This window comes from Candidatus Avelusimicrobium stercoris, from assembly GCF_002437085.1.
In the GTDB taxonomy this organism is placed as follows: Bacteria; Elusimicrobiota; Elusimicrobia; order Elusimicrobiales; family Elusimicrobiaceae; genus Avelusimicrobium; species Avelusimicrobium stercoris.
Window position 1 is genome coordinate 1 of record NZ_DJOA01000039.1, and the last position, 22,841, is coordinate 22,841.

Consider the following 22,841-nt stretch of genomic DNA (forward strand, 5'->3'; position numbering starts at 1 on the left):
AGAAACCTTCCAGTATGACTTCGTTAAATAACAACCACTACCCATAAGGTAGATTCTGAAACAAGTTCAGAATGACCTCTATTTTAATAAAGCCGTCAGCCCCAAGGAATTGGCGGCCCACCAAGACTTTCCAGGATGACGGCAAAAACAATAACACAAGAGCCCTCTTTCCATTTCCTTTCGGCACAAAAGGGCCTAGGGGCCGCCTAGGCCTTTTAGCCCTTTCTTTTTGCAAAACTCCCGTGTTATACTGTTAGTATGAACACACGCACCGCAAAAATTATTTCGCTGTTTCTCGCTTTCTTTTTATTCAGTTCCGCCCTGCCCGTCCGTGCGCAAAAGGGCTTCCGCTCGGCACGCCGCGCCGTTAAAGCCGCCAAGGTTACCCCGGTAATCCCGGCAGAAAAAGCCGCCGTACGCGCCGCACAACAAGCAACCGCGCTCAATTCGGGCAGAATAGCCGCCCAAACCGCCAAAATAAACGCCAAACTGGCTGCGCAAACCCAAGCCGCCGGGCAAGCCTTATCCCGCCGGATGCCGATGAGCCCGCACCAGCATATCAAAGAACTGCTGAAAGGGAATAAAAACCCGACCGAGGCCCTGCGCCAATGGTGGGCACTCACGGACAAATATAATAAACCCAGTATGTTTGAAGCATTTGCTTCCACCTATTACAAAAAATATTTTTATATTCTTACCCCCCATTTGACACAACTCTTTAAGCGTGTGGAACAGCAAAATAACCGGGATTTGGAACTGCGCTTTTTAAAACGCCTGCGCTTTCTGGCGGAAAACCGCACCCAATTCCAAAAGGTCTTCTCCCCCAATGCGCACCAAGCCACCTTGCGCGTGCGCTTTACAAACGATATTTCCCGCTTGACGGCTAAAAATTTTAACGCGCGGGATTTGGTCTTTTCTTTTGAAAAATTCTTAACGCCCAAACACCCCAAGCACGGTATCCGCCACGTCAATTTAAACAGCAAATTCACCGTGGGCAACGGGCAGGAATTTGATGTTTATAATTATAGCGGTCCGCTGGAATTTCTGCCGCACTTGTACCGCTATTTAATCAACGGCGAAAAACATTTCCGCGACCCGATAACCGTGGTTTTTGATGCCAAGGCCAAGGCACTTGCCCTTTATAATAAAGACAAGTCCCTGCGCCTGCGCATTACCACGCACGAATATTCCCGCCCGGAAAAATTGCACTTGCACTTAAACGAAATGCGCACCGGCACTATCGTCAACCAGCAAGGCCAAGAGGTGAAGGAAACGGTCAATTTCAACCTCTCTATTCCGATAGCCAAGCCCGCCAGCCTGCCTAATTATAAACGGGATGAATATCTGTACAAGCAGTTTATCCAAAACCCGGTTAATTTCTACCGCGGGGATAGCCGCGTAACGATTTTGCAACAGCCTATTTTCTGACGGGGAAATATTGCTATAATACTGTTATGATAAGTCCCCTATTTAACTTTGACAAACAACAGGCGCTCCGCACCGAGTGCAACTTTATTATCGGGGTGGACGAAGCCGGGCGCGGCCCCCTGGCTGGCCCCGTAGTGGCGTGCGCCTGCTTTATCCCTCCTGCGGCCGCGGCGGACTTTACCGACGTAAACGACAGCAAAAAATTAACCGAAAAAAAACGAGAGGAACTTTTTAAACGCTTGCAGACCTCAGATGCGGCCTTTGGCGTGGGCTTTGCTTCCGCCGCCGAAATTGACCGCTTAAACATTTTGCAGGCCACCTTTTTGGCTATGCGCCGCGCCTTCAAAAAATTTGAACATATCCCCAATTCCGTCGTGCTGGTGGACGGGCCTTATCCCATTGGCGGGTTGGAAGCCAACCAACAGCCCATTATAGACGGGGACGCCAAATCCTTGGCGATTGCCGCCGCCAGCATTGTAGCCAAAGTTACCAGGGACCACTATATGGCCGTGCTGGATAAATTATATCCCGGTTACGATTTTGCCGGGCACAAGGGCTACGGAACGGCCAAGCATATGGACGCCTTGCGCCGCTTGGGTCCGTGCCCGGAGCACCGCCGTTCGTTCGCCCCGGTGCGCAAACTATTGGCGCCGTCCATTTTGCCGTGAATACCTTGGGGATAGCGGGCGAAGAGCGCGCCGCACAGTTTTTAAAGAACAAGGGCTACCGCCTGTTGGAGCGTAATTTTTCCGCCCCGTACGGCGAGATTGACATCATTGCACAGGATAAAAAAACCTTGGTGTTTGTAGAAGTAAAAACGCGCGCGTACACGGCCTTTGGCGGGCCGCTTATGGCGGTTACCCCGGCCAAACAAAGGAAAGTCGCGCTTACGGCCCAAGCCTATTTGAAAGCAAAGGGCTTAAAATTTGATAGTATTAGATTTGATGTAGTCTGCGTTCTGCCGGAAAAGATAGAACAAATAGAAAATGCGTTCATCCCGGCACGGACGACAATGTAACTTGGAGGGAATATGACTCAACTCGCGCAGGTAAAAAAAGCAGCCGCTTATATCAACAAAAAAACGAAGAACTTTAAGCCCGAAATTGCTCTTATCACCGGGTCCGGTTTGGCCGGTTCCATACCGCCTTTGGAAAAAGAAGTAAAAATTCCTTATACGTCTATTCCCGGTTTCTTGCAAAGCACCGTGCCCGGCCACAGCGGCAATTTGATTTTCGGCGTCTATAAAGGCCGCAACATTGTGGTAATGCAGGGCCGCTTTCACTATTACGAAGGACACGCAATGAAGGATTTGGCTATTTCTATCCGCACCTTAAAAATGCTCGGCGTGGAAAAACTCTTGGTCTCTGCCGCCGTCGGTTCTATGGACCTTAAATTGAAACCCGGCGCTCTGTGCGTGCTCAAAGACCACATTAACTTTATGTGCAATAACCCCCTCATTGGCAACCACGACCCGGCCTTTGGCCCGATGTTCTTTGACCTCTCCGAAGCGTACGACAAGGGTATGCGCAAGGTAGCCCTCGCCGCCGCCAAAAAAGCGGGTGTAACCGCGGGCGAAGGGGTATATTTGGCGGCTACGGGTCCGAACTTTGAAACCCCGGCCGAAATCCAAATGTTCAAAAAATGGGGTGCGACGGTCGTCGGTATGTCCGTAGTGCCGGAAGTGTTGGTAGCGCGCCAATGCGGCATTAGCGTATTGGGCCTTGCTTGGGTAAGCAATATGGGCTGCGGCATTGAAAAAAAGCCGCTTTCCCACGCGCAAACCATCAGCGAAACGAAGAAAATTGAAGGCAAATTCAAAAAATTGCTGGAAATCTTGTTCGTCAAATTATAAGGATTATTTATCCGCACGGGTATATAAAAAGCCCGTGCGGATTTTTTTGTTTTTATGGCTAAGGACATCAAACGGCTCGGCAAAGAAACCCTTATCTACGGCACTTCCACGGTGCTGGCCCGGCTGCTTAATTTCTGTTTAGTTCCCTTTTACACCTATTATTTACAACCCACGCAATACGGCGCGATTGCCACCGTATTTGCGGCCATTGCGCTTTTGAGCGTGGTATTTTTATTTGGGTTGGACCAAAGTTATCTGCGCTTTGCGAGCGAAGCCGACAACAAACACAAGGTCTTCCGCCAATGCTTTTACGGCGTTTTGGCCAATGCCCTGGTGCTGGGCGGGTTGCTGTACACGTTTGCCCCCCAAGTTTCCCTTTGGTGGGGGCTTGGCGAAAATTTTGGGCTCTTTCACCTGGCCGCCGCGATTTTATTTTTAGACGTGCTAAATATGATTGCCTTTACCAAGTTGCGCTTGGAGCGGCGGGCGTGGTATTTTGCGGGCGTGCGGGCGTTTTCCATTGTGATAAACGTCGCGCTAAATGTGCTGTTTTTGGCGGTCTTGCACCGGGGGCCGAACTTCATTTTGTGGGCCAATATCGGGGCGTCGCTGGCCTCGCTGGTTATTTTAACACCCGTTTGGTGGGGTGAATTAAAGGGGCACAATCCCTTTGCCTTTGACTGGAAACTGCAAAAAGAAATGTGGTCCTTTGCGTGGCCCTTTGTGCCCGCCGGGGTAGCGAGCCTGCTCGTCAGCGTGATTGATAAGCCTATTTTGGTGCATTTGGTGGGTACGGAGCAGGTGGGCATTTATCAGGCGAATTTTAAAATAGGCGTTTTTATGATGCTTTTGGTGTCTATGTTTGACCAAGCGTGGCGGCCTTTCTTTTTGGCGCACGCCAAGGATTCGGACGCCAAAGATACCTTTGCCAAGGTGCTATCGTTCTTTTTTGCGCTCGGCTCGTGGTTTTTGCTGGGGATTTCCTTTTTAATGCCGGACATTATCCAAAGCAATATTTTCGGCAATTTCCACTTAATCGGGCCCAACTATTGGGGCGGGCTTTCCATTATTCCGCTGATTGTAACGGGGTATTTCTTCTACGGGCTGTATATTAACTTTATGGTAGGGCCCGTCATTACCAAAAAAACGCGGGTTTTAATGTGGATTACCCTCTTGGGGGCCGCCGCCAGCATTACGACAAACCTAACGCTGGTGCCGCATATCGGCATTTTGGGCGCGGGATGGGCGGTAGCCGTCAGTTACGCGGTAATGGCCGCCGCATTATTTGCCTTTACGCAGAAGGTTTATCCTATTCCCTACGAATACAAAAAATTGGCCGGGATGTTGCTCGTCTGCTTGGCTACGGTGGGTATTGTCCGCTATTTCGGCGGCAGCGTGTGGGCGGAAGTGATTTTGCTTACCCTATACCCCGGGTGGATGTATCTCTTTTTAAGGAAGGCCTAAAAAAGCCCGGCTGCTACGCCGGGCTTTTTATTACCGTAAACTGATTAACGTCAAATCCAGCGTGATGTTGCCGTCTTTATATACCAAAATGTGCGGCACGCTCACTTCGCCTATATCATCCAACAAGGCATATTCATCGTAAAATAAATCTGCGGTATTTAATACCGTTACCGACTGGGCCGCATAAGGATAAAATTCCCCTTCGCGGTATAAGAAGCGTTCCTTGGCATTGCGCCCTTGGTAAGTAAGCGTGGTTTCGCCGTCTTTTACGCGGCGTTTTTGAAAAGAACCCGCATCCGACAGGAGCAAATTTAAAAATTGCGTAATGCGCCCGCGCACCACGGCGGTATCGGCGTCTTTAAACAAATAGCGGTAGGCAATTCCCTCGGGGCTGACGGTGGCGTGCAGCACCTTGTAGGCGGCCCCGGTCATTAGCAGAACGTCATAATCCCCGTCGCCGATTTTTTTAATGCGCAAAACGCCCTCTACATAGTCCTCGTTCATTTGGCCCACGGCCTTAAACGCCGCCTGCGTTCGCCCGCCAATAAAGAAATCCACTTTTTTATAGGAGCACACCTCGGGCGGAATTTGTTTGATTTGCCCCCCCGTACACGCGCAAAGCCATACGGCTAACGAAAATGTTAAAATTCTTTTAAGCATATCCTATCTCCTTATTATGATATTATAAATATTATGAAACCTTTTGTCCTTTATCTGCTGGCCGGTATTGTTTCGGGCGTGGTTTGCGCGGGCGTTTTGCCGCTTTTGCGCCGGGTGGCCGCGCGGGCGTTTTTGGACGTACCCGGTGGGCTGAAAACACACCAGGGCTCCGTGCCGGTATTGGGCGGGTGTGGCGTTTTTTTAGGGATGATATCCGGGCTGGTTTTTATCCGCCTGACAACCGCCTTTCCAAGCGGAACCTTGCACACCCTGCGCGGCATTTGCTTGGGAGGACTGCTCGTTTTTCTGTTGGGACTCATAGACGATTTAAATAAACCTAAGGGCGTAAAAATCGCCCTAAAACTCCTAGTGCAACTGGCGGCGGTAGCGGCGCTTATTTACTATGGCATTGTAATACGCGTGTTTCCTTCCCCGTGGCTCGCGTGGCCGCTTACGTTTTTGTGGGTGGCCGGGCTGACAAACGCCTTTAATCTGCTGGATATTATGGACGGCCTGTGCGTAAGCCAAGGCGTTATCTGCACCTTGGGTCTAACGTTTATTGCGCTTCCCGGCGAATATGTCTATGTCAATTTTGCGGCCTTATCCCTATTGGGCGCCTGCCTTGCCTTTTGGCCGTATAACCACGCCCGCAAAAAAATCTTTCTGGGCGACAGCGGTTCCACCTTTATCGGCTTTATGGTGGCTTCTTTATCCATTGGCACCGGGTACAGCGGCCACACGGACTGGGGTTTTTTGGCTCCGCTTTTTATTTTGGCGGTTCCCTTGTTTGATACGGGCTTTGTCAGTTTGGCGCGTCTGTTAAAGGGCAAAAACCCCTTAAAGGGCAGCCCGGACCATATCGCCCTGCGGCTAAAAAAAGCCGGGTGGAAGCCGGGGCATATTGTGGCCGCGTTTGCGGGCGCGGGGCTTTTGTGCAACGCCTGCGCGTGGGGCCTCACCCGCGCGGGGTTTTCTACCGTCATCGGGCTTTTTGCCGCGGCGGGCGTAGCGGCTGTTGGGCTGACACTTTATTTACTTAAACTTCCGGCGGATTAATTATGCACGTTAAAACTCTTATTTTAGGCGCCGGGCTGACCGGGCTTTCCACTGCTTACCACTTGGAAAAAGCGGGCCAAACGGACTACCTGTTAGCAGAAAAGGAAAGCACCCCGGGCGGGTTATGCAAAAGCCAAGTGATAAACGGCTGTACCTTTGATTTTAGCGGCCACCTGCTGCACCTGCACACCAAGCAGGGCAAACAACTGGTAAAGAGCCTGCTGGGGGCAAATTTGCGCCGTTTAAAAAGGCGCGCCTGGATTTACACCGGGTCCGCCCGCGTACCGTTTCCCTTTCAGGCTAATTTATTTGCCCTGCCCGAAGCAGAACGCCAACAATGTGTAAACGGCCTGCTCGCGTGCGCCCAAACACCCAAAACCGCCCCTAAAAACTTTAAGGAGTGGTGCTTAAACGCCTTCGGCCCCGGCGTATATCAAGTTTTTATGCGTCCCTATAACACCAAACTGTGGGGCCGCGACCCGCAAGAGATGACTTGCGACTGGTGCGGCTCTTTCGTGCCCACCCCCACGGTGGATGAGGTGTTAAAAAGTGCCGTCAAGCCGCCTACAAAATCTTACGGCTACAATGCGTATTTTTATTACCCGGCACGCGGCGGATGCGGGGCCCTTACAGACGCTCTAACCCGCTCTATTACGCATTTATCGCTAAATACGCCCGTTACGCGCGTAGATTTAACCCGCAAAACCGCCCAATGCAAGGGTAAAACAATTTCCTTTGACTATTTGGTAAACACCTTGCCCTTGCCTGAACTATTGCGCCTAACCGGGGAAGCGGAACTTGCCGCGCTGGCAGACAAACTGGTTCACACGCAGGTTGCGGTTTATAATTTTGCCATTAAGCGCCAGGTAAAACCGTTTAGTTGGATTTATTTTCCCGATAAACAGGACCCCTTTTACCGTATCGGCCTGCAAAGCGGTTTTTCCCCCGTCAACGCGCCCAAGGGCGTAAGCGCCTTTTATGTGGAACTGCCCGGGGATTACCCGCACACCCAAGCGGGCGAAGCGCGCATTTGGAAGGCATTAGCCCAAAAAGGTATAATAAAAGAAAGCGACGACGTTTTATTTTCCTTCTGGCAGTCCTTGCCTTACGCCTACGCCGTTTATGACAAATTCCGCGCAAGCGCCGTTAGCCAAGCTTTAAAGGCGTTGGCCGGGCGCGGGTGTTTTTGTGCGGGACGGTACGGCAAATGGGAGTATTCCTTTATGGAAAAATCCCTTTTAGAGGGCTTGGAATTAGCCAAAAAACTTGTATAATGAGGTGTTATGAAAGTTCTCGTTTTTGGCGGCAGTTTTGACCCCGTACACAAAGGCCACGTTTCTTTGTTTCGCCGCGCGATGAAGGTCATCGCGCCCGATGTTGCGCATATCGTTCCGGCCTATCACTCCCCCTTTAAAGCCAAATCTCCCACTCCCTTCCGCCTGCGGATGAAGATGCTTAAACAGGCGTTTGCGGGCTTTGGCAAAAATATCGTGTTTGACGATTACGAACTCAAACAAGGCGGCAAAACCTATACTTACCAGTTGGTGCAATACCTTAAAAAACGCTATGATAACCCGGAAATTTACCTGCTGGTGGGCACGGACTGCTTAAACGATTTGCATAATTGGAAGAACCCCGATTACATTTTTGAAAACGCCGTCGTAGTGGCGGGAAAACGCAAGGGATATAACGAAAATCCGGCCCAGTTCAGGCACTTATTTTTGCCGGGATTTTTCCCTAAACTCTCGTCCAGCCGCGTCCGCGCGCACATTTTGGCCTGCGGCGACGTGCCGGATACCGTTCCCGAGGTCATCGCCCCGACTATCCGAGAAAACCACCTCTACGGCTTGGACGTACACACCTGGCTAAAAGCCCATTTAAAGCCCAACCGCTATTTGCACTCTAAAAACGTGGCGGAAATGGCCGCCGCATTTAGCGATATTTACGACGTAAATGTAGAACTCGCCGTCAAGGCGGGCATTATGCACGACGCGGGCAAAGGCTTTTCCGGCCCGGAACTCATCGCCTTTTGCAAAGAGCATAAAATAAAAGTACCGTTTTTTGAAGATATTTGCCGTATGGAGCCCAGTTTGTTGCACAGTTACGTTTCGGCGTGGCTCGCGCAGCACGAGTTCGGCGTAACCAATAAGGACGTTATCCGTGCCATTGCCGAACACACCTTGGGCAGTTTGCATATGAGCACGCTTTCCAAAATTCTGTTCGTGGCGGATATTTCCTCCAAGGACCGCAAGTACAAGGATGCATTTGTTATCCGCAATTTGGCCTTACAGGATTTGAATAAAGCCCTGCTCTATGCGGCCAACCGCAAACTCTTGTTTACCATTGACTCGCAAAAATGGCTTTGCCCGCTGGGAACAAACTTATGGAACCATCTAATAAAGCAAGAAAAATAACCGAGCGGTGCCTGATGCTCCTCGCCACGGCGTTATTTGCGTGGGGCATTTGGGCGCAACTTACCTCGCGCACGGTGCAAATTTTAACCACCCGGGCCAAGGACACCATACATTTATCGGTGCTGACCTCGCCCGCGATGGATATTTCTTATAATCCTTCCACGCGCAAGGCGGCTATCAGCGTGCGCGCAGACAAGTGCGCCCCGCACGCCTGCAAACCGTTACGCCACGCCAAATTTTTTACCCCCGAAATTTCTGACAGAGAGCAAGCCTGGAACGCTTTTAAAGAGGCCTTAAACACCTGGCGCTACAACCCGCTTATTATCGGGCAGGCGGTCTGGGAATACATTACGGCCTGGCACGATAAACGCACCGATTTGACCCCGGCGGAGTTTACGCTTATCGCCCTAGAACTTACGCAGTTGGAAGCCGCCGATTTTGCGCTAAAACTCCCCCCGTCCTCCAAACGCGCTAAAAAGGCTAAACAACAGGCCCCGGTGGTGCCTTTGGTAGAGGATATGGCTCCTCTGGCACAAAAGGACCGCCCCATAGTGGTGGAAATTTTAAACGCTTCCGGCCAGCGCGGGCTTGCCCTTAAATTAACCCAATTTTTGCGCGAACAAAACGCCAAGGGCCTTTTGCGCGTAGATGTATTGCAGTACGACAATTACCCCACATTGCAGGAAACATCCTCTATCGTGGATTACAGCGGGCGGCTGGTGCAGGTAAAACAGTTAAGCCGCGCTATCGGCATAAACGGCGAAATCAAGACCGATTCCTCCCCCAACGTAATATGCGATACGCGCATTATCTTGGGCAAGGACTTTGAAATGCCGCTCTAAAATGCTAGACTAATTTTATTGCAGTTATAACGTTATTTGCAGAGGTGGTTTATGGATACCAAAGAACTCGTGTGCCTGGCGGCAAGAATTGCCGATGACAAAAAGGCCGAGAATATTAAAGTAATAGATTTGTGCGGACTTTCTTCGCTGTGCGATTATATTTTAATCGTATCCGCCACCTCCAAGCCGCATTTGGACGCGGTGGAAGAAGAAATCAGCAAAAAATTAAAAGAACTGGGCTACTACAAAGCCAACCGCGACGGCGGCGAAAGCAATCTGTGGCGCGTGAGCGACTACGGCGGCTTTTTGGCCCATATTATGACCCCGGAAGCGCGCGATTTCTATGCGCTTGATAAGATTTTCAGTTTCGGTAAAGAAATTGACTATAAAAAACCTGTTAAAAAAGCGGTAAAAAAGGCTCCCGCCAAAAAGGCTGTGTCCAAGAAAACAACTACTAAAAAAACGGCCACCAAAAAGACCACGGCCAAAAAAGCGGCTGTCAAAAAAACCGCTGCTAAAAAGACTACCGTTAAAAAAACGACGAAAAAAACCGCTAAAACGAAATAACCTCTTATGCTAGAAAAATTAAAACAAGACATCACTTTAAAACTCGCCAACGCGGACTGCTTTAAGGGCTCTGAATTGCCCGAAGTGGAATTTGCCCCCGCGCCCGCCCATACCGGGGCGGACATTTCGCTCGTGTGGGCAATGGCTGCCGCCAAAAAGTTACATAAAAACCCGCTGGAAATCGCCAAAGAGGCCTGCAAGGTCCTGCGCGAACTGACCGGCATTGCCGATGCGCAAGCCGTCCCGCCGGGGTTTATCAATTTAAAGTTGGAGGACAATTTTATCATCACCTGCGCCTCCGACCGCCGCATTAAAGACCGCAATGCCGAAACCTCCAAACACAATATTTTAATTGAATTTGTCTCCGCCAACCCCACCGGGCCCTTGCACGTTGCCAGCGGCCGCGGGGCCAGTTTGGGCGACAGTTTGGTTAAAATCCACCGCGCCTTGGGCTACTCCTGCGACAGCGAATATTACGTCAACGACGCGGGCAACCAGGCCGAACTGTTGGCGATTTCCGTCAAGGCCCGCAAAGAGGGCAAGGAACCGCCGGAAAACGGCTATCACGGCTCTTACTTAATTGATTTAGCCAAGCGTATCCCCGCTGACCTGCCCGAAGACCAATACGGCCGCTGGGCAATGGAAGAGTTAATCAAAACCCAACAGCAGGATATGAAAGATTTCCACGTTGATTTTACACGCTGGTTCCGCGAATCGGACCTGCATAAAGAACACGCCCCGCAAAAAGCCTTGGAAGCCTTAACGGCCAAGGGTTACACCTACGAAAAAGACGGCGCGGTTTGGTTCGGCTCAACCAAGGACTCCGAAGCACAGGACGACAAGGACCGCGTACTCGTGCGCCACGACGGCCGCCCGACGTATTTTTTGGCCGATATTTCCTATCACAAAAACAAATACGACCGCGGCTATGATACCTTAATTGATATTTTAGGCGCCGACCACCACGGCTATGTGCCGCGTATGAAGGCCGCCGTACACGCCTTGGGCCACGAAGAAAACACCTTTGTACCGATTATCCACCAACTGGTGCACTTAATTGAAAACGGCGAACAGGTAAAAATGTCCAAGCGCGCGGGCCGCTTTATTACCCTGCGCGAATTAATGGACGAAGTAGGCACGGACGTATGCCGCTTCTTCTTTGCCAGCCGCACCCCCAACGCCCATATGATGTTTGATATGGACCTAGCAAAAAAACGAACCAACGAAAACCCGGTTTTCTATGTGCAATACGTCCACGCGCGTATTCACTCTATCTTTAAAGCCGCGGCGGAAATGGGCATTACCGACTACAACGGCATTACCACTCCGCTGGCCCCGCAGGAAAGAGCCCTCTTGTTAAAACTGATTTGGCTCAAACACGTCCTGCGCAACTGCATTGCAGATTTAAGCCCCCACCATTTGACTACTTATTTGGTTGAATTGGCGGGCCTGTTCCACGCGTTCTACGACACCTGCCGCGTGCTGGACGAGAACAATCTGGAACAAACCAAATCCCGTTTGTTTATTTGCCAACGGGTGGCGGAACGGATTAAAAAAGGGCTGGAATTTATCGGCGTCAGCGCGCCGGAACAAATGTAAGCCCGGACGAATTACAAACAGAACGAAAAATCTCTATCCCCCTCTGGCGGACGGAGATTTTTCATCTCTGGCACTTTTTATATAAAGGGGAATTATATGAAAAAAACACTCCATCTTATTTTAGGCGTTTTGCTTTTGCCGCTTGCGCTAGGGGCGCAAAGTTTGCCCAAGGCCGAGGACGCCTTTGAAAAAGGCGACTACGTGGCCGCCCTTGCGCAATACAAACAATTAATGCAATCCGCCACAGGCGACGAACGCCTGCACGCCCAACTGCGCTACGCCGCTTGCCAATTTGGCTTGGGCGAATATTTAAACGCCGCCAAAACCATTTGGGGTTACACCCTGCCGGAAAACGATTTGTGGAAGGCGCGCTTTTTGCTCTACCGTATCCAATTGTCGGGCCAAACCTCCTCGGTTTACCGCCGGTTATTAAACGAACGGCAAATAGACTCTAAGGACGCGCAAAACGACCCCGAAGCCTGGACCAAGGATGAGTGGGAAGCCCGCATCACCCAAGATTACGAAACGCTTTGGGCTATGCGCGCCGCCCTTATCAACGCCCCGATTGAGCGCGAAACCCTCATTTTAAACGTAAAGGCAACCGACACACAGCGTATCCCCACGCTGTTTGACTATGTAGTTTTTGAGTGGCAGCGCCACTTAACCGCGCAAAAGCCCGTAACGCTCGCCCGGCTGGAAAACGCAGAATTTTTAGACGGTTACGCCACGGTTTCCCCCCAGCAAAAGGAACAGGCCGAAAAGTTGGCTTACCTCCTCAAAACCGCCTATTTATTAGACGGAAAAGGCCGCCAAAACGCCAAAATATTTTGGCAGACCGATTTTATTTTATTGCCCTTTACGCAGGGCCGCTTTTTTGAACTTAAAAACAAAGAAAAAGCCCTTAACACCGCCGTCAGCCAGTTAAACGTCATCAGCGGTCTTACCCCGCAAACAATGGGCTTTTGGAATAAAATTAAAGGCTATGTATCGGCCGATAACACCGACTACGGCCGCTCGTACGCCGCCTATCAGGCCGCCGAACTTTTGTGGAACCGCGGAGGAGACCGCGAAGAAGCCCTCAAAATTGCCCGCTTTGGCAAGGGCTTAAATAACGGCTACTACGCCACCCAATGCGCCCGGCTAGAAAAACAAATTTTGCAAAAGGAACTTTCCTTTAACGCCTTACCCAAGGCCGTTAATCCGCAAAAAATAGAACTCTCTTTCACGGCCCGAAACGCCAAAGAAGTATTTGTACGCGTATATAAAACCTCTTACGAGGAACTATTAAAATTTTACCGCGCGGGCCAAGTGGGCCGCACCGTCAACTCGTGGGATTTCCTCACGCGTTTATCCGGCAAAAACATACAGGAAGTGCTTTCCCGCGCCCCGTATAAAGCCGCTTCCGCACCCGTAACATACGAACGCCCGTATTTTGAGCAAAAGGGCACAGTGGCGCTCCCCGCGTTGGAAAACGGTTTCTACTTTGTACTGGCCAGTTACGACGCATCCTTTGACGCCGCTTCCGCGCCCGTGCAAGGGGCCGTTTTAAACGCCACCGATTTGGCCTTGTTCGTTACCGGAGCCATTGAGGACACCCCGGATAAATACGTCGCCACCCTGTCTGGCAAAACGCAAACCTTCCGCCCCAATGTCTTCCGTATATATACCGCCAACTTAAAAACGGGTATGGCGGAAGGAAACGTCAATTTGGATATTATCACCACCTGGAAAGGCAACCGCCAAAAGGCCGCCACACAGGCCGACGGCTCCGCCGCGTTTGTGCGCCCCATTACGGTCAGCACCACCCGCAACACAAATAACAACTATTTCATTAGTCCGCTGGCCGAAAAGGACGGCAGCCGCGCCTTTACGCCCGCGCTCTATTTCCATTTTTACAATAACGAGCCCGTGCGTATGTTCCTGCAAACGGACCGCGCCATTTACCGCCCCGGCGAAAAGGTTTATCTCTCGCTAAACGCCTTTGAAACCTTGCCGCGCGGGTTAAAAGTTTTGCCCAACCACCGCGTGGAAATTAAGGTATCGGACGCTTCGGGCAACACCGTTTTTACCGCCCGCCCCACCGTCAACGCTATGGGCACTGCGCAGGCCGAATTTACCCTGCCGGATAACCCTATGCTGGGGTATTTTCAAATCCAGGCCTCTTTGACGGCTAACAAACACACTTACCGCACCTACCAGTCGTTCCAGGTGGAGGAATACAAACGCCCAGATTACGAAATCACCTTGTCCGCCGACGGCACAACCCGCGAATACAACAAGGAAACCACGGTAACGGGCCAAGCCCAGTATTACTTTGGTTCCCCCTTGGCCGGCGCCGCCATTAATTATACGGTAACCCGCCAGGACTATTTGCCCCCCTTCTATTGGTGGAAGGTCCTGCCGCCTTCGGACGGCGACAAGGTGGTCGCCCAAGGTACCGCCAAAACGGATGACAAGGGTTCCTTTAAAATTACCTTTACCCCGCGCCAGCAGGAAAAGGACGAAACCTTTGCCAAATACATCGTTAAAGCCGAAGTGTTGGACGAAAGCGGCCGTGCTATCAGCACCCAAAAGGCCTTTACGGTCAGCACGCTTGCCAAACTCTTTAAACTGGACTTTACGCAAGGCTTCTACGACGCCAATACCCAAACGTCCGACTTTGCCCGCCTCACGCTTACAAACGCAGACGGCAACGCCGTAACGGGCAAAGTTTCCGTAAAGGTATCCTTGCTGGAAAACACCTTACCGAAAACGCAAGAGGACGACCGCTTCTATCCGCGCCCGGTTAATACCTTGGAAAACCAATTCAAAAACGCCAAGGAAGTTAAAACCGCTTTCACGCGGGATATTTCCTTTAAAAAGGCTGGGGAGCAAGTGTTATCCTTGCCCGCTCTGCCGGAAGGCGTTTACCGCCTGACCTTAAAGGCCGACAAATCTGGCACGCAAAGTATGGTATTTGTAGTGGCGGACACCCGCTCCCAGTTGCAACTGCCGGATGTTACGCTCTTCCAGCGGGATACGTATTACCCTGGGGAAACCGCGCGCGTGCTGTTGGGTGCTGGTAACTTAACGGGTTCCAAACGCGTAGAAGTCTATCGCGGGGAAACCTTCCTCACGCGCAAGGATTTACTGCCCGGCGGCGTGTCGGTTTACACGTTCCCGGTGGAGCAAGAGGAACGCGGCGGGCTTGCGCTTGCTTGGTTTGGGGCCAGCAACTACACGTTCCACCAAGGCCAAGCCACGGTAAAAGTACCCTTTAATAACAAAGATTTGACCGCCGTTATTGACGTGCCCAACGAGGTCCGCCCCGGCCAGGAAACCGCTTGGAAACTGACCGTTAAGGACGCTTCCGGCCGCCCCGTGCAAGGCCAGGCCAGCCTGACGGTGTATGACAAATCCTTGGATTATTACGCCAAGCCGGAGCACGCGCTTTCGGCGCAGGCACTCTACCCGCAGAACGCCCAAACGGCGGACCGCACGGTAAACCAATCTAACGGTTATTTTTCCAACTATTTTACGGGCAAAACGGAAAACGGTTTTGTACCCGCGCCCCGCTTGCCAGCAAGCAACCTCTTAATGACCGTGCGCCCGTATCCCCATATGTTGGGCCGCTCGCGCGCCAACGGCATAATGTTTAAGTCCGCTATGGCGTCCGCCCCGCAACTGGCCGAAAGCAAAGCCACGTATAAGGAAAGTTTTGCGGAAGCCGCCGAAGACACCTCCGCAGACGAAGTCTTTGAAACCGCCGCCGCCCCCAATGATGCGGGCTCTGCGGACGCTCCGCGCACCAACTTTGCGGCTACTGCGTATTTTAACCCGGCCTTGCCTATCGTCAACGGGCAGAGCGTGATTAAATTTACGTTGCCGCAGAGTTTGACGGCTTGGAACATTTTGGGCTTTGCCCTTACGAAAAACGCCGATTTCGGCGCGTTTACCGCTTTCACCGTTACCCGCAAGGACTTTATGGTCCGCCTGCAAATGCCACGCTTCTACCGCGAAGGAGACAAAGGCGTTTTGCAAGCCGCCGTTACCAACTTAACGGGTAAAAAACTCACCGCCGAGGTGGCCCTTGCTATCCAAAAGGACCAGGTAAACGCTCTGGCTGATTTCGGCCTGACGGACACCGTTAAACGCGTAACCGTGGGCGCAAACGCTACGGAATTTGTAACGTGGGAAATCACGGCGCCCAACGAACCCGCGCTTTATGGCGTTACCGCCACGGCCCGCAGTGGCAAGGCGAGCGACGGCGAGCAAAAAACCCTCCCCGTTTATCCAGGCCGCCAGCGCACCTTGGCTACGGTCAACACCGCGCTTAAAAACGGGCAAAACACGCTGGAACTGACAGAACTTAATGACGTTCCCGCCGCTGATATGCAAACGGCGGTGCTTACAATTAACCCCAGTTTGGCGCTCTCTGTACTTAACGCAATGCCCAACCTGCTGACGAACCCGTACAAGGACCTTGTCAGCACGTTAAACCGCTATGCGCCCTTGGCGGTGGTCCACCAATTCTACACCACCTATCCGCAACTTAAACAAGCGGTTTCCAAACTGCCCAAACGCACGGGCCAAACCGCCGCTTGGAACGAAACCGATCCCTTGCGCTTAACGCTTTTGGAACAAACGCCGTGGTTAAGACAAGCCCAAGGCCGCCAGAGTAAAACGGCGGACTTGGTGGACTTGTTCAACCCGGAAACGGTTCAAAAGACGCTAAACAAGGAACTCACGCAACTTAAAAAATTCCAAAACGAAAGCGGTGCCTTTGCGTGGTTCCCGGGCGGACAGGATGACGACTATTTAACGCTCTACGCTTTAAACGCGTTCGCCTCTGCGGTGTCCTTTGGTGCGGAAATTCCGCAGGCCGAAGCCAAACAGGCGATTGCCTACATCGTGCCGCGTATTGAGCAAAAATTAAAGGCAGATAAGGCCGGAAGTGAGGGCGCTGTTTCCTTGGCCCTGTATGCGGCTTATACGCTTTCCGCGTTTCCGCAAAACTGGGCGCAAATTGCCCAAGCCAAGCCCTACATCAAACGCTGGGCCGACTATGCCGGGGAACAAGCCCGCTTTATGACGGCCCTCGGGCAAACATATGCGGCAGTCATTTATCACCGCTTGGGCGACGATATTAAGGCCAACCAGTATTTGGACTTGGTACTCTCGCGGATGAAACAGGACAAACTGGCCGGAGCCTATTTTGCCCCCGAAGCGCAAAGTTGGGTCTGGTACCGCGACACCATTACCACCCAAACGGCCACCCTGCGCGCACTTACCGAAATCCGCCCGCAGGCCCCACAAGTGGACGCTATGACCCAATGGTTGCTCTTTAACCGCCAAGTAAACGAGTGGAACAACTCCAAGGCCGCTTCCCAAACCGTGTTTACCTTATTGGACGTAATGAAGGCCAAAGGCGCGCTGTCGCTCCCGGTAACCTATCAGGTAAACTGGGCCGGAGAGGAAAAGCGCTTTGCCTTTGAACCGATGGACTGGACCAAGGACTTGCAACTCGTCCGCACGGGACGCCAAATTAATGGAAAAACCAAAACGGCCACGATTGCCAAGCAAGGAGCAATGACGGACTTTGCTTCGCTCTCCGTGCTTTACCAAACGCCCAACGTAAAGGCTTCGCCCAAGGGCGTTATCAACGTAACGCGCGAATATTTTACGCGCTTTACGCAAGACGGCGTGCAGAAACTCCGCCCGGTGCAGGATTTGGACGAAATAAAAGTAGGCGACGAGGTGGAAGTGCACCTCACGCTGACGACGGACAGCGCGTTTGAATACGTCTTGCTTGACGACCCCAAGCCCGCCGGTTTTGAAAGCGAGGAATTAACCAGCGGCTGGGAGTGGGATAAATTATCCCTCTACCGCGAAACGCGCGACGCAGCCACCCGCTTCTTTATCAACTGGGTTCCGGCAGGCAAGGTAACGCTTTCGTATGTACTCCGTCCGACGGTATCCGGCAAGTTCCGCGCGCTCCCCGCGCAGGTGCAGTCTATGTACGCGCCCGAATTTGGCGCACACACGGGCACGGAACTCTTAACCGTAGATAAATAAGCCTGTTTTTACCTATCCCGGTTTGGTTTTCGCCAAGCCGGGATTTTTTATGTAAATCCGTATAAAAAACACCTGCGAATATACTATAATGAAAGTAATTCTAAGGAGTATTTCACTATGCCTTTAACCGTTTTTGCGCCCCTTGACGGCGCCGTTGTACCGCTGGAACAAGTACCCGACCCCGTATTCAGCGAGCGTATGCTGGGCGACGGAATCGCCCTAGACCCCGCCGGAGACACTATCTTCGCCCCAATGGACGGAAAAATCATCAATTTTAACAAAGCCTTACACGCGCTGGTAATTGCCCAAAACGGGATAGAAATTTTAATCCACGTCGGGCTGGAAACGGTTTCTTTAAAAGGCGAAGGTTTTACCCCGCTTGCCAAAGAGGGCGACACGGTTAAAAAAGGCCAACCTCTTTTAAAATTTTCCCACGCGGCACTTGCCAAGGCCGCCAGTTCGCTCGTTATGCTCGTAGTAACCGCTCCGGCGGATGCCAAGGTGCAACACACCGCCAAGGAACTGGTAAAAACGGGCGCGGAACTTTTTACGGTTTCCGTACCCGGTGTGCACGCGGCCGGGGAAGCCCCCCAAACCTTTACGGTGGGAGGACCCTTTACTGTGTTAAATGCCAACGGTTTGCACGCACGCCCCGCCGGGGTGCTGGCACGCTTGTCCGCCGGATATGCTTATCCCGTACAAATTTGCTATGGGAATAAAACCGCCGACGGTAAAAGTTTGGTAGGCATTATGGGCCTTGCATTAGAATACGGCAGCCAAGTAACGGTAAAGGCGGGCGGGCCGGAAAGCGAAGCCAAAACCTTTTTAACCCAAGTAGAACAAGGCTTTAAAAACGCCTTTGGCGAACAAGTTTCCGCCACCTCAGTTGCTCCTGCCGATAAGCCCCAAAACCCGGTGGATTTTTCTGCCGCCGTGCAAATATCGGGTCTGTGCGCCTGCGGGGGCCTAGCCCAGGGAAAGGCCTTCCTTTTTAAACCGCAAGACGCCTTGTACGAGGAAAACGCCCAAAACCCGCAGGACGAGCGCAAGGCGCTGGCCGCCGCGTTGGAGGAAGAAACCGCCGAAACGCAGGCTAAAATCGCCGCCGAAACGCACAAAACCACGCAGGATATTTTGGCCGCTCATTTGGGGCTGTTGCAAGACCCGCTTTTGCGCCAAACCGCCCTGGACGCAGTCGCCCGCGGCAAAACGGCCTCTTATGCCGTAAACGAAGCCGTCCGCACGAGCATTGATATTTTAAAAAAGACCAAAAACCGCTTTTTAATGGAGCGCATTGCCGATATTAAGGACTTGCGCCGCTCCCTTTTGTGGCGGCTGAGCGGGCAGAAATACGCTTTGCCGAAACTGCCCCAAGGGTGCATTTTAATAGCCGAGGAATTACTCCCCTCCGAGGTTTCCCATTTGTCCGGTACCGCCGCAGGTGTAATCTTGGCGCACGGCTCCCCCACCGCACACGCGGGTATTTTACTGCGTAATATGGGGCTCCCCGCCGTGGTAAACGCCGGGAAAGGCGTACTCCAAATCCCGGACGGGGCAACTGTTCTCTTGTACGCGGACGAGGGCAAGGCGCTCATCAACCCCACACCCGAGCAACTAAAAGATTTTGAAGCCACCCACCAAAAGGAGCAGGCCCTTTTGCAAGCGGCGTCTTCCCAAGCACAGGAGCCCGCTCTCACGCAAGACGGCGTGCATATTGCGGTGCTGGGCAATGTCTCCACCCCGCAGGAAGCCGCCTTGGCCGCCCAAAACGGAGCCGAGGGTTTAGGATTAGTACGCACCGAATTTTTGTTTAACCACCGCGCAGACGCGCCCAGCGAGGACGAACAGTTGTCCGTCTATCAGGAAACCTTAAACGCCTGCAAGGGCCGCCCCGTTACGTTCCGCCTGCTGGATGCGGGAGGCGACAAACCCCTGCCGTTTGTGCAAATTTCGCCCGAGGATAATCCCATTGTGGGCGTACGCGGCATCCGCGCGTTTAAGCGCAACGAAGCGTTTTTCAGAACGCAAATCCGCGCACTTTTGCGCCTTACGCCGCTGTCCCAAGTGCGCATAATGCTGCCAATGGTAACCTTTGCGGACGAAATTGTCTTTTTTAAAGATTTAATCGCCCAAGAAGCCGCCCAATTAGGCCTGCAAGAAGCCGTACAGACAGGCGCGATGATAGAGGTCCCCTCCGCCGCGCTCACAAGCGCACAACTGGCCAAGCACGCCGATTTCTTTTCTATCGGCACTAACGATTTAACGCAATACACGCTGGCGATTGACCGCGGACATAAAATATTAAGCGCGCAGGCGGACCCGCTCCACCCAGCCGTTTTAAAACTTATTTCGCTCACCTGCCAAGGAGCCCAAAAATACAGCCGTTCCGTGGCGGTGTGCGGTGCAATGGCGGGCGACCTTTCCGCCGTGCCCTTTTTAATCGGGTTAGGCGTAAGCGAACTGGCCGCCGGAATCAAAAATATTGCCCAGATAAAGGCGCTAATCCGCCGTTTGAACCGCCAACAATGCGCACAAATTGCCGCGCAGGCCTTGGAGTTATCCTCGGCGCAGGAAGTGCGCGCCTTGGGCCGCAAACATTTTGCCCTGTAACAAGGAGAATTTATGGAAAAATTGAAACAATCTTGCGCCGCTGTTGGTAAGTTTTTAGTGCGTTTGGGCAAGGCCCTTATGTTGCCGATTGCCGTCCTGCCGATTGCGGGCCTGCTCCTGCGCCTCGGGCAGCCGGACTTACTTAATATTGCCTTTATTTCGCAGGCGGGCGGGGCCGTTTTTACCAATTTGCCCATTATCTTTGCCATCGGCGTAGCCGTCGGGTTCGCCGAAGAAAACCACGGAGCCGCCGCCTTGGCCGCCTTTGTGGGGTATGTGATTTTAACCGCCACCTTAAAAACCTTGGACCCGTCTATCAATATGGATATTTTGGGCGGCATTATTACGGGTGCGGTGGCCGGGTGCTTGTATAATAAATACAAAAATATCGCGCTTCCCCCCTATTTGGCCTTCTTTGGCGGAAAACGCTTCGTGCCGATTGTTACGGGCGCGGTATGTTTACTGCTCGCGTGCGTGTTTTACTTTGTGTGGCCGCCTATCGGGCACGGTATCAGCGCGTTTGGCAACTGGACGATTTCCTCGGGCAGTATTGGGCTGTTCTTCTATGGGCTGGCTAACCGCCTGCTAATTCCGCTCGGTTTGCACCACATTTTAAATAATTTGGTTTGGTTCCAATTCGGCGATTTTGCCACCGTCCAAAACGGCGTAAGCACGCTGGTGCACGGGGATTTGACCCGCTTTTTTGCGGGAGACCCCACCGCCGGGACCTTTATGGCGGGTTTCTTTCCGGTAATGATGTTCGGCCTGCCCGCCGCGTGCCTGGCGATGATTAAAGCCGCCGACACCGCCCGCAAAAAAGCCACCGCCGGGCTATTACTCTCTATGGCGTTGACATCCTTTTTAACCGGGATTACGGAGCCGATTGAATTTTCGTTTATGTTTTTGGCGTTCCCGTTGTATGTACTGCACGCGGTACTTACGGGGCTGTCGCTGGTGGTAATGAATTTACTGCAAGTGAAACTCGGCTTCACCTTTTCCGCCGGACTTTTTGACTACTTGCTTAGTTACGGGCTCGGCACAAACGGCTGGCGGCTGCTCCCGGTGGGGCTTGTGTATGGCGTGCTTTATTATTTTGTGTTTTACTACGCCATTACCAAGTGGAACTTGCTTACCCCGGGGCGTGAAACCGTTGTAACTAGCCAAACAGAACCCGCCCTAGAACAAGAACCCGCACCGGCTATCCAACAGCCTCAAACTAACGCACCGCTTTCCCGCGGGGAAAAGTATATACAGGCCTTGGGCGGAAGGGATAATATTTTATCGCTGGATGCGTGCGCCACGCGTTTGCGCCTGGAAGTAAAAGACTCCGCCAAGGTGGATGCAAATACGCTTAAACAACTGGGGGCGCGCGGCGTGGTAAACGGCGGAAGCGGCATCGTGCAGGTTGTCATCGGACCGGAGGCGGATTTGCTTTCCGACGAAATAAAAAAGTATTTAAAATAGGGGTTTTTATATATGCGTTTAGTGGTAACCAAAATGAATTTAGGCCTGTGGGCGGCGGCGTATATCAAAGAAAAGATTAACGCCTTTGCGCCAATGCCAAAGAAGCCCTTTGTGCTGGGCTTGCCGACGGGCGGAACAGTGGTGGATATGTACGCCAATTTGCGGCTGTTCTACAAGAACCGCTTATTATCCTTTAAAAATGTGGTTACGTTTAATATGGACGAGTATGTCGGCCTGCCGCTGGATCACCCGCAAAGTTACCACAGTTATATGCACCGCAATTTGTTTGATGAGGTGGATTTACAGCCCGAAAATACCCATATTTTAAACGGACAAGCCAAGGATTTAGCCCACGAGTGCACTCAATACGAGGCCGCTATTGCCGCACTGGGCGGGATTGATTTGTTTTTAGGCGGCGTAGGGCGCAACGGGCACATCGCCTTTAACGAGCCCGGCTCGGCCTTTAACACCCGCACAAGGCTTGTTAATTTAACCTCCAGCACCATAGAGGCCAATTCGCGCTTCTTTTTAAATGACCCGCACCGCGTGCCCAAGCAGGCTCTGTCCGTAGGTATCGGCACGGTAACGGATGCCAAAGAAGTGTTATTTTTGGCTTCCGGCGCCAAAAAGGCCGAAGCCGTGGCCCATTTGGCCGCCCCGGGCAAGGATTTAAATTGGCCCATTACTGCCTTAAAACTACACCCGCACGCCACCCTGCTGGCGGACCCCGAAGCGTGCGCCCAACTGCCGGAACCCTTTAAAAGCCAACTGGCCGCGCAAATGGCCACCGCTCCCGCCGGGGCGCATTGGACACTAAACATAGAGGAATAA

15 protein-coding genes and 1 pseudogene are annotated in these 22,841 nt (G+C 52.3%); 15 read left to right on the top strand and 1 reads right to left on the bottom strand.

Annotated features, from left to right (window positions below; all coding sequences use genetic code 11):
* Nucleotides 1-258: 258 nt before the first annotated feature.
* From B2118_RS05845 to B2118_RS05865, 5 genes are read left to right on the top strand one after another with little or no spacing between them, the layout of a single operon-like run.
* Nucleotides 259-1,428, top strand: a complete 1,170-nt coding sequence (locus B2118_RS05845; protein WP_428054081.1) for a hypothetical protein — start codon at nt 259-261, stop codon at nt 1,426-1,428.
* A gap of 26 nt (nt 1,429-1,454) precedes the next feature.
* Nucleotides 1,455-2,096, top strand: coding sequence for a ribonuclease HII (locus B2118_RS05850; RefSeq protein ID WP_428054083.1), 642 nt, complete (start codon nt 1,455-1,457; stop codon nt 2,094-2,096).
* Nucleotides 2,093-2,446 carry a YraN family protein gene (locus B2118_RS05855; RefSeq protein ID WP_428054085.1) on the top strand — a complete coding sequence of 118 codons (354 nt, stop codon included), beginning with the start codon at nt 2,093-2,095 and terminating at the stop codon, nt 2,444-2,446. Before B2118_RS05850 ends, B2118_RS05855 begins: the two co-directional genes overlap by 4 nt.
* Nucleotides 2,447-2,458: 12 nt before the next feature.
* On the top strand, nt 2,459-3,280 hold the full coding sequence (locus tag B2118_RS05860) for a purine-nucleoside phosphorylase (protein WP_428054087.1): 822 nt from the start codon (nt 2,459-2,461) through the stop codon (nt 3,278-3,280).
* A 54-nt stretch (nt 3,281-3,334) separates the two neighbouring features.
* On the top strand, nt 3,335-4,744 hold the full coding sequence (locus B2118_RS05865; protein ID WP_428054089.1) for a lipopolysaccharide biosynthesis protein: 1,410 nt from the start codon (nt 3,335-3,337) through the stop codon (nt 4,742-4,744).
* 30 nt (nt 4,745-4,774) lie between these two features.
* On the opposite strand, the gene B2118_RS05870 is transcribed toward B2118_RS05865, so the two are convergent.
* A complete protein-coding gene (locus B2118_RS05870) occupies nt 4,775-5,404 on the bottom strand; it encodes a hypothetical protein (protein WP_428054091.1) in 630 nt (209 codons plus the stop codon).
* 33 nt (nt 5,405-5,437) lie between these two features.
* Between B2118_RS05870 and B2118_RS05875 the strand changes: the two genes are divergently transcribed.
* The 10 genes and pseudogenes from B2118_RS05875 to nagB all read left to right on the top strand — a co-directional run bounded on the left by B2118_RS05875 (nt 5,438) and on the right by nagB (nt 22,841).
* Nucleotides 5,438-6,460 (top strand): MraY family glycosyltransferase, encoded by a 1,023-nt coding sequence (locus B2118_RS05875; protein ID WP_428054093.1) that lies wholly within the window; start codon nt 5,438-5,440, stop codon nt 6,458-6,460.
* A gap of 2 nt (nt 6,461-6,462) precedes the next feature.
* Nucleotides 6,463-7,734, top strand: coding sequence for a protoporphyrinogen/coproporphyrinogen oxidase (locus B2118_RS05880; RefSeq protein WP_428054095.1), 1,272 nt, complete (start codon nt 6,463-6,465; stop codon nt 7,732-7,734).
* Between the two features lie 9 nt (nt 7,735-7,743).
* Entirely contained in the window at nt 7,744-8,874 is a 1,131-nt protein-coding gene (gene nadD, locus B2118_RS05885; RefSeq protein WP_428054097.1) for a nicotinate (nicotinamide) nucleotide adenylyltransferase, read from the top strand.
* Entirely contained in the window at nt 8,844-9,716 is an 873-nt protein-coding gene (locus tag B2118_RS05890; RefSeq protein ID WP_428054099.1) for a LytR C-terminal domain-containing protein, read from the top strand. Before nadD ends, B2118_RS05890 begins: the two co-directional genes overlap by 31 nt.
* A gap of 51 nt (nt 9,717-9,767) precedes the next feature.
* A complete protein-coding gene (gene rsfS / locus B2118_RS05895) occupies nt 9,768-10,283 on the top strand; it encodes a ribosome silencing factor (protein ID WP_428054101.1) in 516 nt (171 codons plus the stop codon).
* Between the two features lie 6 nt (nt 10,284-10,289).
* Nucleotides 10,290-11,882, top strand: coding sequence for an arginine--tRNA ligase (argS, locus tag B2118_RS05900; RefSeq protein ID WP_428054103.1), 1,593 nt, complete (start codon nt 10,290-10,292; stop codon nt 11,880-11,882).
* A 96-nt stretch (nt 11,883-11,978) separates the two neighbouring features.
* Nucleotides 11,979-17,936, top strand: a complete 5,958-nt coding sequence (locus B2118_RS05905) for an alpha-2-macroglobulin family protein (protein WP_428054105.1) — start codon at nt 11,979-11,981, stop codon at nt 17,934-17,936.
* Nucleotides 17,937-18,053: 117 nt separating this feature from the next.
* The gene (ptsP, locus tag B2118_RS05910; RefSeq protein ID WP_428054107.1) at nt 18,054-20,546 is read left to right on the top strand and encodes a phosphoenolpyruvate--protein phosphotransferase; all 2,493 of its coding nucleotides are present in this window, start codon (nt 18,054-18,056) and stop codon (nt 20,544-20,546) included.
* 12 nt (nt 20,547-20,558) lie between these two features.
* A pseudogene (nagE, locus tag B2118_RS05915) lies at nt 20,559-21,995 on the top strand (N-acetylglucosamine-specific PTS transporter subunit IIBC); the annotation flags it as partial.
* Between the two features lie 27 nt (nt 21,996-22,022).
* Nucleotides 22,023-22,841, top strand: coding sequence for a glucosamine-6-phosphate deaminase (nagB, locus tag B2118_RS05920; protein WP_428054109.1), 819 nt, complete (start codon nt 22,023-22,025; stop codon nt 22,839-22,841).